This is a genomic window from Rhodanobacter sp. UC4452_H20 (assembly GCF_052978205.1).
Map to the genome: position 1 here is coordinate 450,302 of NZ_CM129662.1, position 14,143 is coordinate 464,444.

Consider the following 14,143-nt stretch of genomic DNA (forward strand, 5'->3'; position numbering starts at 1 on the left):
CGTCCCTACAGCTGCGATTCGATCGGCAGCCAGCTGATCGCGCGGGTGGTCGTGCGCAGCCACCAGCTGGTGTCGGGCTCGTGCTCCAGCACCTGCGGCGGCTGCGTGCTGCGGTCCAGCCACTGTGTCGAGCCATCCGCGCCGCGGCGCACCGCGTAGCTGAGCACCGGCGCGGCCAGCCGCAGGTATTCCTGGCGCAGGTCGCGGGCCAGGCCGGGGTCGTCGAACAGCACGCCCATCTCGGTGTTGAGGTTGGCCGAGCGCGGGTCGAGGTTGAACGATCCGACGAAGCCGCGCGCGCCGTCGATCACGAATGCCTTGGTGTGCAGGCTGGCGCCGCTGCTGCCGAACAGGCCGTGGGTGGCGACCGGGCCGTGGCGACGGATCTCGAACAGGCTCACGCCGCCATCCAGCAACCGATCGCGATAGCGCTCGTAGCCGCTGTGTACGGCCGGCACGTCGTTGGCGGCCAGCGAGTTGGTGACCACGCCGACGCGGGTGCCGCCGCGTGCCAGCCCGAGCAGGGTCGCCGTGCCTTGCTTGCCGGGGACGAAGTAGGGCGAGATCAGCAGTACCTCGCGATGCATGCCGTCGAGATGCGCGGCCAGCCGCGGCTGCAGCCAGCCGCGGCGGTCGGCGCCTTTCGTCTTCTGCGGCGGATCGGATGCCACGGTGATGTTCGCGCTCCAGTGCGGCACCAGCTCGTGGTTGGTCAGGCGCTGCGCCGAAGGCGAGGCGGCGACGCGGCCAAGGTAGACCTGCGCGGCCGCGTCGGCGGACTCGTGGGCGAGCGCGGCCACCAGCCTGTGCAGGTTTTCCGGTGTCTGCGGGTTCAGCGCCTCGATCGGCACCGCGGCGCTGGAGTTCCAGAAGTCGTCGAAGATCGCGCTGGCGTCGGCCACGGCCGGACCGAGCAGGAGCATGTCGAGGTCGCGGAAATTCACGCTGCGGTTGGCGTCGAAGTACTCGTCGCCGATGTTGCGCCCCCCGACCAGCGCGACGCGGCCGTCGGCGATCCACGCCTTGTTGTGCATGCGGTGGTTGACGCTGAAGAAACGCTGCACCATCTCCAGCAGGCGCCACACGCCGCTGCGGTTGCGGAACGGGTTGTACAGGCGCACCTCGATGTTCGGATGCGCGTCCAGCGCCAGCAGCGCCGGGTCGAGCCCCTTGGTGTTGATGTCGTCGAGCAGCAGGCGCACGCGCACGCCGCGCTCGGCCGCGGCGTACACCTCGCGCGCCAGCAGGTGGCCGACCAGGTCGTCGTGCCACATGTAGTACTGCAGGTCCAGGCTGCGCCCGGCCAGGCGCGCGGAGGCGGCGCGCGCGGCGAACGCGTCCAGGCCGTCGGGCAGCAGGGTCGCCGCGGTCTCGCCGGGGTGCGCGGCCAGGTACGGGGCCAGTTCGCGATCGATCGGGGTCTGCGCCGGCTGCATCGGCAACGCGCTGCTCGGGGCACCGGTGGCGCGCGGGGTCAGCCGATCGGCGAGCAACAGCCCGCTGACCATCAGCAGCACCAGCGCGAACATGCCGCAACCCAGCCAGATCATCATCCTGCGCATCCGTGGCACCTCCCGTACCCGATTATTCGTTGACCGCCGCGCATACGCAAAGCCGGAAGGGGAATGGACAGTCTGGCGTGGCACGCAACGGCCGCGGGAGCGCCGCCAGGCGGCCTTCACCGAGTGCTGCGCGGGGACCGGCTAAAGTTTTCGCTGCCCCGGCCGTTGCCGTGTCGCAAGACGACGGCGGGCAACCGTCAGAGTTCGGGCCGCCTTGCAGGTTGTCCATGGGCACAGTTGCCCATGGTGCACCCCATGTCTGCCCCGGCGACAAGAGGTGGCAAGGCCCACGTGACAACGTTGATGCAGCGGTTGGACAAGATCATCCTGGGGTCGGAGCGACACCAGCGCATCCGGCTGCGCCAGTGGCTGATCGCCTGCGTGGCCACCGCGGGCTGCGCGCTGTTCTTTGCAGGCGGCGTTTTCCTGGGCTGGATGAGCTGGGAAAACCTGCTGATCCTGGGCGTGATCGAGGCGATCGGGCAGGGGCTCATCTACGCCGCGTTGCGCAGCGGCTTCAGCTTGCGCTTTGCCGATCCGGCGCTCACCGAATGGCAGACCGTGCTGGCGATCGTGGCCGTGGATTACGCCTACATGTCCGCCGGCAGCGCGCGCCACCTGGCATTGTGCCCGCTGCTGCTGGTATTCACCTTCGGCGCGTTCTCGCTGCCGTGGCAGCGCATCGCCCGGCTCACCATCTTCGCGCTGGCAAGCTTTCTGGTCAGCATCGCGGTGATGGAGTGGCAGCGCGCCCCCGCCATCGGGTGGTCGCTGGACTCGCCGGAAATGCTCGACGACATTTCCGCCCTTGGCATGCTGCTGATCGTGCTGCCGGTGATTTCGTACGTGGCGTCGCGGCTCTCGCGCCTGCGCTCCAACCTGCGCGAACAGCGCGTGGCGCTGGCCAGCGCACTGGAGCAAGTGCAGCGGCTCGCCGCCTACGACGAACTCACAGGACTCGCCAACCGCCGCCACGCGCAGGATCGCCTGGCCCAGGAGCAGGCACGCGCCGAGCGCAGCGGCACGATCTTTTCGGTGGCGCTGATCGATCTGGATCACTTCAAGGAAATCAACGACACGCTCGGCCACGCCGGCGGCGACCGCGTTCTGCGCGCATTCGCGGATACGGTGCGCGACCTGCTGCGCGGCTCGGACATGGTGGCCCGCTGGGGCGGCGAGGAGTTTCTCGTGCTGATGCCGGACAGCGCCGGGGTCGACGCGCTCGCCACGGTCGATCGTCTGCTCCAGGGCGTGCGCGGATTGCGGGCAGCGGAGGGCCAGCCCTTCAGCTTTTCCGCCGGCGTGACCCAATATCGCCGCGGCGAGGGTTTCATGGAAGCCGTCGCCCGCGCCGACCAGCAGATGTACGCGGCCAAGCACGCCGGCCGCAACGGCGTCTGCCTGGCGTGATTGCCATGAAAAAGGCCGCGCCTCGCGACGCGGCCCTTGTCTTGCGCAACCGTCGGGATCACTGACCGCGCATGCGGCCCTGGAAGCGGGTGCCGCCGTTGCCCATGTGCGGCAGCTTGATCTTGCCGATCGCGGCGATGCGCTCTTCGGCCATGCGGTCGGCGGCCAGGTAGGTCGGCACGCCCTGCGATTTGCTGATCTCGAAGATGCGGCCCAGGTTGTAGTAGATCGTGCGCATCATGCGCATCGCGCGCTCGCGGTTATAGCCGTCGATCTCCAGCGACACGTTCATCACGCCGCCTGCGTTGACCGCGTAGTCCGGCGCATACAGCACGCCGCGGCGGTTCAGCTCGTCGCCGATCTCGTCGGTGGCCAGCTGGTTGTTGGCCGGGCCGCAGATGATCTTCGCCTTGATGCGGTTGATGGTCTGCTCGTTCAGCGTGCCGCCCAGCGCGCACGGCGAATAGACGTCCGCGTCCACGTCGTAGATTTCGTCCAGGCCCACCGCCTCGCAACCGAGTTCGTCGACGCAGCGCTGCACCGCTTCCTTGTTGATGTCGGTGACGAACACCTTGGCGCCCTGTTCGCGCAGCAGCTTGATGTACTCGCCGCCGACGTGGCCGCAGCCCTGCACCGCGAAGCTGTACTTGCCCACGTCCTCGTTGCCGTGCTTGAACTGCAGCGTGGCCATCAGGCCCTGCAGCGTGCCGTAGGCGGTGAACGGCGAGGGATCGCCCGAGCCGCCGTGCACCTGGTGCACGCCGGTGACGTACTCGGTTTCGCGGAACACGTATTCCATGTCGTTGACGTCGATGCCGACGTCCTCGGCGGTGATGTAGCGGCCGTTCAACGAGTTGATGAAGCGGCCGAACGAGCGGAACAGCGCCTCGGACTTGTCCTTGCTCGGGTCGCCGATGATCACCGCCTTGCCGCCGCCCAGGTTCAGGCCGGCCACGGCGTTCTTGTAGGTCATGCCGCGCGACAGGCGCAGCACGTCGTTCACCGCTTCGGCCTCGGACTTGTACGGCCACATGCGCAGGCCGCCGAGCGCGGGGCCCAGCACCGTGTTGTGGATCGCGACGATGGCCTTCAGGCCGGCGTCGGCGTTGTGGCAGAACACGACTTCTTCGTGGCCGGTCTTGGCGATGGTTTCAAAAATCATTGCGACGGTGACTCCATGGATTGACGTTGCCCGCAGGCCTCGCCGACTAAGGTGCGGGCACGCGGCCCGCTCGATGGTGGTAAGGGACGAAATCGATCGCCCCGACCAGGGCCGGGGCGATCAGTCAAAACGCCAAGTTTAGTACGTCGTCCCCGGCGGCGATGGTGCGGCGCGTCAAGCCGGCTGCGGATGGAGCGCCGCGGGCCGCCGCCCTCAGCGGCCCCAGTAGCCGCGCCGGAAGCGCCAATCGTGGCCGTGACGGACCCAATGCGCCGGTCGGTAGTGGTAGCCCGGACGCATCCGCACCCAGTAGCCGCCGACCCAGACATGACGATGCGCGGGCGCGTTCCAGCGCCAGTAGCCGGGCGCCCAGACGTAGCCGCGGCGTGGCGGCGGGACGCGTTCGAAGCGGGCCGGCGGCGGCGCCACGCCGATGCTCACGCCCACCGCGACCCGCGCTTGCGCGGTGGCGGGCGGCGCATACAGCGCGCCGGCAAGGCTCAGGCCGAAACCGGCCAGCAGGGCAAACTTGAGGGGGCTGCGCAACATCGCGTTCTCCGTCGGCGCCGCGTCAGGCGGCAGGCAGGATGGAAAACGGGATGCGCGGCGGGCAGTTGACCGGCCGCGCGTGGCTCGTTCAGGCGGCGATCAAGCGCCGTTCACAAGTGGCAGTCCGGTGCGTGGCCGCTGGCGCGTGCGTGTTGATAGACCGGCAGCAACTGCTGCGCCTGCCGACCCAGCGCCTCGGCGCGGTTGCCCGGCGCGGGATGCGTGGAAAGAAATGCCGGCGGCTTGCTGCCGCCCTGCGCGCCCATTTTCTGCCACAGCACCACCGCCGCGCGCGGATCGAAACCGGCCTGCGCCATGTAGCGCTGGCCCAAGGTATCGGCCTCGCTTTCCTGCGTGCGCGAGAACGGCAGCAGGATGCTCAGTTCCGCCCCGGCGCCGAGCAGCGCCGCCGCGGTGTTGGCGTCGCCGCCGCGACTGCCCGCGTACACCGTGCCGGCGGCCACCGCCGCCTGCGCCGCCATGTTGTCGGACACGCGCTCCGCGCCGTGGCGTGCCACCACGTGCGACAGCTCGTGGCCGAGCACCACGGCCAGCTGGTCCTGGTTGTCGGCGAGCTTGAACATGCCCTTGTTCACGCCGATCCGGCCACCGGGCAGGGCGAACGCGTTGGCGGTGTCGTCACCAACGATCTGCACTTCCCACTGCTGGGTATTCCACGGCGGCGGCAGCACCGCGACCAGCGCGCGGGACACGCAGGTGGCATACGCGCGCTCGCGCGGCGCGTCGACGAACTTGCCCTGCTTGCGCATGTCGTTGAAAGCGGCCAGCCCCATCTGGCTCATCTGGCTGTCCGACACCACCATCAGCTGCGAGCGGCCGGTGGGCGAGGTGACACAGGCGGCCAGCAGGGCAGTGGCGAGCGGAATGCCCAGATTGCGGATTTTCATGCGGAATCCTCCATGGCGTGCAGTGGTGAAGCATAGCCGCAAGGTCCGCCGAGACTGTGTGAGTACCATTTGATATAGAACGAACGGTCGTGCTATTTTTCCGCCATGACACTCGCAACCCGCCCCGGCAAGCGCACGGCCACCCGCGACACCATCCTCGATCATGCCTATGCGCTGGCCCGCCGCGACGGGCTGGAAGGCCTGTCGATCGGCGGCCTGGCCAGCGACGTGGGCATGTCCAAGAGCGGCGTGTTCGCCCACTTCGGCTCGCGCGAAGACCTGCAACTGGCCGTGCTCGACACCGGCCGCCAGCGCTTCGTGACCCGGGTGCTGCTGCCCGCGCTGAAGCAGCCGCGCGGCCTGCCGCGGCTGCGCGCGATCGTGGCGCACTGGTTCGAGTGGAGCCGCGAGCACCAGAGCGGCTGCGTGCTGCTGTCGGCCGTGAGCGAGTACGACGGCCGCGACGGCGCGCTGCACGACGGCGTGGTGCGGCAGCAGGCCGGCTGGCGCGACGAACTGCAGAAGGCGATCGCGCAGGCGGTGGAACTGGGCCACCTGCGCAGCGACACCGACGTCGCCCAGCTCGCCTTCGAGATCTACGCCCTGATGCTCGGCCTGCACCACGACGCCGGGCTGTTCGGATTCGACGAAGCCGGCCAGCGCACCCGCGCGGCCTTCGAGCGCCTGTGGCGCAGCTGGCAAACCTGAGGCGAGACCCATGTCCACCGTCATCGAAAAAATCAGGCTCGGCACCGTGCGCACCGGCTTCGTGCTGGGCGGGCGGATCGCGCCCGGGCGCACCGTGAACCGCGCCGCGCGCCTGTTTGCCACCCCGTTCGCCAGCAGCCGCAGCCGCGCCGAAGCCGTGCAAGGCGACGCGGACATGCGCCGCGGCGAGTTGCACGTCAACGGCGAAACCATCGCCACCTATGTCTGGGGCGATCCCTCGACCCAGCCGTATGCGCTGCTGGCGCACGGCTGGTCCAGCTTCGGCCTGCGCTTCCTGCCGTGGGTGGCGCGCTTGCGCGCGCTGGGATTCGCCGTGGTCACGTTCGACCAGCCCGGCCACGGCCACAGCAGCGGCACGCTGTGCACGCTGCCGGAGTTCACCGCGACCATCCACGCGATCGGCGAACATTACGGCAACGCCGCGCTGGCGGTCGGCCACTCGCTGGGTGGCGCCGCTGTCGTCTTCGCGCAGGACGAGAGTTGGCATGCGCGGCGGCTGATCCTGGTGGCGCCGGCGGCAGACATGAAGGCCGCGGCCAGCCGTTTTTTCCGCTTCGTGCGCCTGGGCGAACACTTGCAACAACCATTCTTCGACTGGCTGCTGCGCCGCACCGGCGTCAGCGTCGAACAACTGCAGGTGCATCGCCACCTGCCCGCGCTGGGCCAGCCCGTGCTGATCGTGCACGACCTCGATGACACCGAGGTGCCGTGGGGCGAGGGCGAGCGCTACGCCCAGTACTGCTCCGGCGCGCGGCTGTACACGACGCAGGGCCTCGGTCACCGCCGCGTGCTCGATGCGCCCGAGGTGATCAACGCGGCGTTTGCTTTCCTGCGCGGGGAAACGGTGGGCGCGCGCGTGGTGGGTTCGCCGAACCTCTTCTGCGACCAGGCCTGAGCCACGCCTGCGGCGGCGTGATCGCTACCATGGCGTGTCCTTGGGCAAGCGCCGCTTCCGCGCCACCGGACGGCGCGCTATTCGCCGCTTGTCAGCCCTGGTCCGGTTTGCTGAGCAGTACCGGGCCGGTGCCATCGGTCTGCAGCGCACCCTCGGCAATGGCATCGCCGGCGTCTTGCCCCGGGCGGTGAACCCATGGGGCGGGCGTGTACGGCCCGGGAACGTAGGTCTGCCAGACCGGCACGGTATCGGCGTGGCGCGATGACTCGACGTGGAAATCTATCGGGACGCGAGCCGTCCAGTCCGATCTGGCGGCCAGCTCGCCGGTGGTGGGGACCTTGAAAGTCCACTTGCGCGCCGCCTCCAGCGCCGCCTCGGCGAAGGCACGGCGGTATCTGCGCGCCAGAACTTCGGCCCCGGGGCTGCCAAGGTTCACCTGTTCGGCCACGGCATCGGCGACGCGGCCGCTGCGGTCCACGCGCAGCACCACGTACACGGTGGCGTCCACGCGGGCCTTGGCCGGGGCGGCGGGGTAGATCGGCATGACCCGCTGGCTGTCCGCATATCGCAGCTCGTTGGTGGGCACGGGGTCGTCATCGCCGAACGTCGCGCCCGTGATGCGAGCCGCATAGCGGCCCTCGGACAATTTCTTGACCACGACGCGGACATGCATGCTGGCCTTCGCCACCACCGGTTCGCCATGGCGCAGCACGGGCTGAAAGCGCCACTTCAACGCGGCCTTGCGCACCATCTCGGCGATGGGACCGTACTTCTCGGGCTCATCGATCTGCGTGGTCCGCACCGAGCCATCCGTGGTCACCACGATGCTGCCGTCGATGACGGCGGAGGATTCGAGATCCTTGACCGAGCTGGCCTGCGCGACCACCGCGACCAAGGCAAAGATGGCCGCGAATATCACCTTCTTCATGCGTGCATTCCTCCAGTGCGTTTAAGTTGCCTGGCGCCGCTCCCTGCCGCGGTCCGTTACCCGTTCGCCTTGGTCGGCGCGCCGATGGCGTCACCTGTCTGAGCCGAGTATGTCGGCAAAACGTGGTGGCAGCCACCACGTGGGGCGCCGCCGGATGCCGGAGGAACACCCCGGCGCGCCTCGCATCAGGCTGACCCCGTCCAAGCCCTTGATGCCGATTCCCACTAGAATCGAACGGTTCAAGCACACGATGTCCGGAGTTGCCATGAGTTCCCCCGCCAAGCACGTCCCCGCCAGCGTCCCGCAGACGGAAACCACCCCACTGCGGTTCGTCACCGCGGCCAGCCTGTTCGATGGCCATGACGCGGCGATCAACATCATGCGGCGGATCATCCAGAGCCAGGGCGCGGAGGTGATCCACCTCGGCCACAACCGCTCGGTCGAGGACGTGGTGCGCGCGGCATTGCAGGAGGATGCCGACGCGATCGCCATGTCGTCCTACCAGGGCGGCCACGTCGAGTACTTCAAGTACATGGTCGACATGCTCAAGGAGAAGGGCGCCAGCCATATCCGCGTGTTCGGCGGTGGCGGCGGCACCATCACCCCGGAAGAGATCAGGGAGCTGGAAGCCTACGGCGTGGAGCGCATCTACCACCCCAACGACGGCATGAAGCTGGGCCTGGTGGAGATGATCGAGGACGTGATCCGCCGCGCGCAGCAGGGCCGCGAGTCGCGCCTCACCCAGCGCGAGGCGGCCAGCCACGCCACGCCCGACGTCGACGACGAGATCAGCATCGGCCACGTGCTGACCAGCCTGGAAGGCGGCAGCTACACCGACGCCGAACTCGACCGCCTGCGCAAGCAGTGGAAGCTGGCCGGCAAGCACACGCCCGTGCTCGGCCTCACCGGTACCGGCGGCGCCGGCAAATCCAGCGTGGTCGACGAACTGCTGCTGCGCTTCCTGCACGCCTTCCCCGACATGCGCATCGCGGTGCTGGCCGTCGATCCCACCCGCCGGCGCTCCGGCGGTGCCCTGCTGGGCGACCGCATCCGCATGAACTCGCTGCGCAGCCATCGCGTCTACATGCGCTCGATGGCCACCCGCCGCCAGCACGCGGCCACCAACACCGTGCTGCACGACTGCATCGACTTCCTCAAGAGCCAGCCCTACGACCTGGTCATCGTCGAGACCGCCGGCATCGGCCAGAGCGATTCGGAGATCGTCGACCTGGTCGATTTCCCCGCCTACGTGATGACCAGCGACTACGGCGCCGCCAGCCAGCTGGAGAAGATCGACATGATCGACTTCGCCGAGCTCATCGTGCTCAACAAGTTCGACAAGCGCGGCGCCGAGGACGCCCTGCGCGACGTGCGCAAGCAGTGGAAGCGCAACCGCACCGCGTTCAACGTGAAAGACGAGGACGTGCCCGCGTACCCCACCATCGCCAGCCAGTTCAACGATCCCGGCATCACCTGGATGTTCGCCAACCTGTGCCGGCTCATGCGCGAAAAGCTGTCGCTGCCCGCCGACAAGTGGACCCCCAACCTCGACACCACCCTGAAAGAACCCCGCGCCACCGTGCTGATCCCCGGCCCCCGCGTGCGCTACCTCGCCGAAATCGCCGAGCAGGGCCGCGCCATCAACAAGAGCATCGAGACCCAGGCCGAATACGCCAGCAAGGCGCAGCACTACTACGAGGCGTTGAAGGAACTGGGCGACGACAAGCTGCCGCGCCCGCTGGAGTTGTATCGCAACGCCGATTTGCATCCCTCTCCCTCCGGGAGAGGGATCGAGGGTGAGGGTACGGCCGGAGCGCGAGACTCCACCCCGGTCCCGCACCCTCACCCCCAACCCCTCTTCCAAGGGGAGAGGGGAGAAAGCGCCGTCGACCGCTCAATCCTGCTCCTCCGCCAACGCTACAACGCCGCCCTCAAGGAACTCACCCACGAAGCCATCCACCAGCTCCGCGAATGGCCCGCGCTCTACGCCTCGGTCACCGCCGACGTCAACGAATACAAGGTCCGCGACAAGGTCATCAAGGTCGACAACTACCGCGAATCCCTGAGCCACCAGAAGATCCCCAAAGTCGCCCCGCCCAAGTCGAAGGACTGGGGCGAACTCCTCACCTTCCTCGGCAAGGAAAACCTGCCCGGCCACTACCCGTACACCGGCGGCGTCTACCCGTACCGCCGCAGCGGCGAAGACCCCACCCGCATGTTCGCCGGCGAAGGCACGCCCGAGCGCACCAACCGCCGCTTCCATTACCTGAGCCAGGGCGGCGCCGCCACGCGCCTGTCCACCGCGTTCGACTCGGTCACCCTGTACGGCGAGGACCCGGCGCCGCGCCCGGACATCTACGGCAAGATCGGCAACTCCGGCGTCAACATCGCCACCCTGGACGACATGAAGAAGCTCTACTCCGGCTTCGACCTCAGCGCGCCCAGCACGTCCGTATCCATGACCATCAACGGCCCCGCGCCGATGATCCTGGCGATGTTCATGAACACCGCCATCGACCAGAACGTCGAGAAGTACCTCAAGGAAGACGACAAGCGTTGGGCCGCCGCGCAGCAATACATCGACAAGCTGTACGCCAACACCCCGCGCCCGCAGTACCACGGCGAGCTGCCCAAGGGTAACGACGGCCTCGGCCTTGGCCTGCTCGGCGTCTGCGGCGACGAGCTGGTCGACGCGGAAACCTACGCGCGCATCAAAGCCGACACGCTGACCAAGGTGCGTGGCACCGTGCAGGCCGACATCCTGAAGGAAGACCAGGCGCAGAACACCTGCATCTTCTCCACCGAATTCGCGCTGCGCATGATGGGCGACATCCAGCAGTACTTCGTCGACCACAAGGTGCGCAACTTCTACTCGGTGTCGATCAGCGGTTACCACATCGCCGAAGCCGGCGCGAACCCGATCAGCCAGCTCGCCTTCACGCTGAGCAACGGCTTCACCATCGTCGAGTACTACCTCGCCCGCGGCATGAAGGTGGACGACTTTGCGCCCAACCTCAGCTTTTTCTTCTCCAACGGCATGGACCCGGAATACACCGTCATCGGCCGCGTCGCCCGCCGCATCTGGGCCCGCGCCATGCGCGAGCGCTACGGCGCTTCTCCGCGCAGCCAGATGATGAAGTACCACATCCAGACCTCAGGCCGATCCCTGCACGCGCAGGAAATCCAGTTCAACGACATCCGCACCACGTTGCAGGCGATGTACGCGCTGTTCGACAACTGCAACTCACTCCATACCAACGCCTATGACGAAGCGATCACCACGCCCACCGAAGAAAGCGTGCGGCGGGCGGTGGCGATCCAGATGATCATCAACAAGGAGCTCGGGCTGAATTTCAACGAGAACCCGTGGCAGGGGAGTTACGTGGTCGACACGCTGACTGACCTGGTCGAGGAAGCGGTGTACAAGGAGTTCGAGGCGATCAGCGAGCGGGGCGGGGTGCTTGGGGCGATGGACACCATGTACCAGCGCGGGAAGATCCAGGAAGAGTCGATGTATTACGAGCACAAGAAGCATGATGGGTTGTTGCCGTTGATCGGCGTGAATACGTTCCTGCCGAAGGATCATGGCGGGGAGATTGCCACCGAGATTGAGTTGATTCGCTCGACGGAGGAGGAGAAGGGGGCGCAGATTGCCAATGTGCGGAGTTATGGGGAGGCGCGGAATGCGCTGGCCTCCGACAGTCTCAAGGTGCTACAAACGACGGCGCGGGAGCGGCGGAATGTGTTCGAGCAGTTGATCGAGGCGGTGAAGTACAACTCGTTGGGGCAGATCAGCCATGCGTTGTATGAGGTGGGGGGGGAGTATCGGCGGAATATGTAGGACACGCCGTTGGTGCATTAGGGGTAACAGGTTCGATGCCAGGCAGGTGTATATGCTTGGCGCAGAAAATTCGGGGGAGCGATGAGCATAGGAAATCGAATCCTGAAGGGGATTCTCGACGAGTTCACAGATTCCTTTGGAATCAAGAAATTGGATGAGGCAAAGCAGTTCGAACGCCTTGTCAATTACGCTCTTCTTTCTAAGATCGATCCGGATGCATTCTCTGATCCGAATGTGTTCGAGCAGGTCGACGTAGACGGCGGCAGTACCTTTGGTCTGGATGCCTTCGCGCTATTTATAAACGATGCCCTCGTTGCTAACGAGGATGACATTGAAATACATCGAAAAGCTCGCCGGATGGATGTACGTTTTGTATTCATACAAACGAAGCGTTCCTCTTCCGTTGATTCCGGTGATCTGCTGAAGTTTGTTGCCGCTGTCCGCAACCTTTTCGCTGAGAATCCGTCCATCCCATTGACGGATGAGTTGATAGAAGCCCGGCGGTTGATCTCTGAGGTCTTCCGGGTCGAGAACGCGCGCCTGTTCGGCTCCAAGCGGCCGCGTTGCGAGCTTTACTACGCGACGGGTGGAGGTAAACCGACGGATGAGCTATTGCCAGGGCTTCTCAAGGCTCAGGAGGAAGCGCTTACGGATGCTGTCCAGGAAGTCGGTGCCGCCACAATTAAGCTAGTCGACGCTGATTACATTATTGATGCCTACAGTGAAATCGAGAATCGCTTTCGCGTGAGTATAACACTAGAGAAGAGTGTTCCTTGCGACAACATTGAGGATGTGGTTCAGGCGTTTATTGGTTTTTTGCCGGCACAACAGTTCTTAAAGTTAATTGAAAGCTCGGATGGTTCACTGAGAAAACACGTGTTCTACGAGAACGTCAGAGACTTTCAAGGAGACGATAACACTGTTAACAATGAGATAGCACACACGCTCGCCGATCCAGTGATGCTCGATAAGTTCGTATTGCTGAATAATGGTGTCACTGTTGTTGCGCGCGAGTTTTCAAACATACGTGCCACCGAGTACGAGATTGGCGACTATTTCGTTGTGAACGGGTGTCAGACCAGTCACATGGTCTATCGCCATCGAGATGCCGTACGAGAAAATGGTGCGCTTAAGATTCCTGTCAAGATCATTCACACAAATAGCAATGACCTAATTGCGAAGATCATCCGTTCCACAAACCGACAAACCCCGGTTCCTGATGAGGCATTCGTTTCGCTCGACAAATTCCATAAGCGACTACAAGAATTCTACAGAATATTTCCGTCTGATCCGCAAGACAGACTTTTCTACGAGCGCCGTTCGAAGGAGTATTCATCGGTCAGTGACGCCGCTATCGAGCGCCCTCGAATCGTGAATCTTCACTCGCAAATCAGGTCTTTCGCATCGGTGATGATGGGCGAACCGCAACTCGTGATGAGTAATAACCCAAGCACTATTCTTCGGGAGCATCGAACTAGGCTCTTCGTGGAGGATCATAAGTTTACGCCCTACTACTTGTCCGCGCTGCTGTTGTTTAAGTACCACGTCCTGCAATCGCGAGGCAGAATAGACGGGCGCTTCAACTACGCGCGATATTGGCTTTGCTGGCTGGCGCGGATGACTATGGACATGCGAGTCGATGTTGGCCCGATGAACTCCGGGAAGACCGACGAGCGATGTGAGCAAATGGTTGCCAGACTCTCGGACGAAGAGTTTTGCGTGCGGCTGTTTGCGGCGGCGATAGAAACCTTCGAGCATGCCCGCACAGGTTTCACCTCGAACAATATTGTTAGAAAGGGCGAGCTAATCAGGCTTAGGCAGTTTCGCGATGAACTCAGGACGCATATGCAGCGGGAAATTAGTGCTGCAGATCGTGCGCGGACGCCGGCTTCATGAAAAAAGGTGTCGACAAAAAAAGGGTCAGGTTCATTTTTCCAATGTTTCGGGTGGCTTCGGTGGCCGGCCGCGCGGTCGGACGCTGACGGCCCGCTGGGTTAGTGCTTCGATCTGTTGGCGGAAACGGTCGCTGCCCCAGGCACGTTGTTGCGAGCTAAAAAAGGGGTCGAGCTAAAAAAGGGGTCTAAAAAGGGGGTCAGGTTCATTTTTCCAATGTTTCGGGTGGCTTCGGGGCCAAAAAAGGGGTCAGGTTCATTTTTCCA

At 65.1% G+C, this 14,143-nt stretch carries 10 protein-coding genes; 5 read left to right on the forward strand and 5 right to left on the reverse strand.

Annotated elements, in window-relative coordinates; genetic code table 11:
- Positions 1 to 5 precede the first annotated feature (5 nt).
- Positions 6 to 1,553: a phospholipase D family protein gene (locus tag ACVCMC_RS02035; protein WP_447098492.1), complete on the reverse strand. Its 1,548-nt coding sequence runs from the start codon at positions 1,551 to 1,553 to the stop codon at positions 6 to 8.
- 300 nt (positions 1,554 to 1,853) lie between these two features.
- Here ACVCMC_RS02035 and ACVCMC_RS02040 point away from each other — a divergent pair, with 300 nt between their 5' ends.
- On the forward strand, positions 1,854 to 2,972 hold the full coding sequence (locus tag ACVCMC_RS02040) for a diguanylate cyclase domain-containing protein (RefSeq protein WP_447098493.1): 1,119 nt from the start codon (positions 1,854 to 1,856) through the stop codon (positions 2,970 to 2,972).
- A gap of 58 nt (positions 2,973 to 3,030) precedes the next feature.
- On the opposite strand, the gene ACVCMC_RS02045 is transcribed toward ACVCMC_RS02040, so the two are convergent.
- From ACVCMC_RS02045 to ACVCMC_RS02055, 3 genes are all read right to left on the reverse strand, one after another.
- Positions 3,031 to 4,134: a Glu/Leu/Phe/Val dehydrogenase dimerization domain-containing protein gene (locus tag ACVCMC_RS02045; RefSeq protein WP_395119529.1), complete on the reverse strand. Its 1,104-nt coding sequence runs from the start codon at positions 4,132 to 4,134 to the stop codon at positions 3,031 to 3,033.
- Between the two features lie 213 nt (positions 4,135 to 4,347).
- Entirely contained in the window at positions 4,348 to 4,683 is a 336-nt protein-coding gene (locus ACVCMC_RS02050) for a YXWGXW repeat-containing protein (RefSeq protein WP_447098494.1), read from the reverse strand.
- A gap of 110 nt (positions 4,684 to 4,793) precedes the next feature.
- A complete protein-coding gene (locus tag ACVCMC_RS02055; RefSeq protein WP_447098495.1) occupies positions 4,794 to 5,591 on the reverse strand; it encodes a M48 family metalloprotease in 798 nt (265 codons plus the stop codon).
- A 105-nt stretch (positions 5,592 to 5,696) separates the two neighbouring features.
- Here ACVCMC_RS02055 and ACVCMC_RS02060 point away from each other — a divergent pair, with 105 nt between their 5' ends.
- Together ACVCMC_RS02060 and ACVCMC_RS02065 are read left to right on the forward strand one after the other, a co-directional pair.
- A complete protein-coding gene (locus ACVCMC_RS02060; protein WP_447098496.1) occupies positions 5,697 to 6,299 on the forward strand; it encodes a TetR/AcrR family transcriptional regulator in 603 nt (200 codons plus the stop codon).
- 10 nt (positions 6,300 to 6,309) lie between these two features.
- Positions 6,310 to 7,215, forward strand: coding sequence for an alpha/beta hydrolase (locus ACVCMC_RS02065; RefSeq protein WP_447098497.1), 906 nt, complete (start codon positions 6,310 to 6,312; stop codon positions 7,213 to 7,215).
- 91 nt (positions 7,216 to 7,306) lie between these two features.
- Here the strand turns inward: ACVCMC_RS02065 and ACVCMC_RS02070 are convergent, their stop codons facing one another.
- Complete coding sequence (locus ACVCMC_RS02070; RefSeq protein WP_447098498.1) at positions 7,307 to 8,143, reverse strand: energy transducer TonB; 837 nt, start codon at positions 8,141 to 8,143, stop codon at positions 7,307 to 7,309.
- A gap of 265 nt (positions 8,144 to 8,408) precedes the next feature.
- On the opposite strand from ACVCMC_RS02070, the gene ACVCMC_RS02075 reads away from it, so the two are divergent.
- Both ACVCMC_RS02075 and ACVCMC_RS02080 read left to right on the forward strand, forming a co-directional pair.
- Positions 8,409 to 11,984, forward strand: a complete 3,576-nt coding sequence (locus ACVCMC_RS02075; protein WP_447098499.1) for a methylmalonyl-CoA mutase family protein — start codon at positions 8,409 to 8,411, stop codon at positions 11,982 to 11,984.
- An 81-nt stretch (positions 11,985 to 12,065) separates the two neighbouring features.
- Complete coding sequence (locus ACVCMC_RS02080) at positions 12,066 to 13,880, forward strand: AIPR family protein (protein ID WP_447098500.1); 1,815 nt, start codon at positions 12,066 to 12,068, stop codon at positions 13,878 to 13,880.
- Positions 13,881 to 14,143 lie beyond the last annotated feature (263 nt).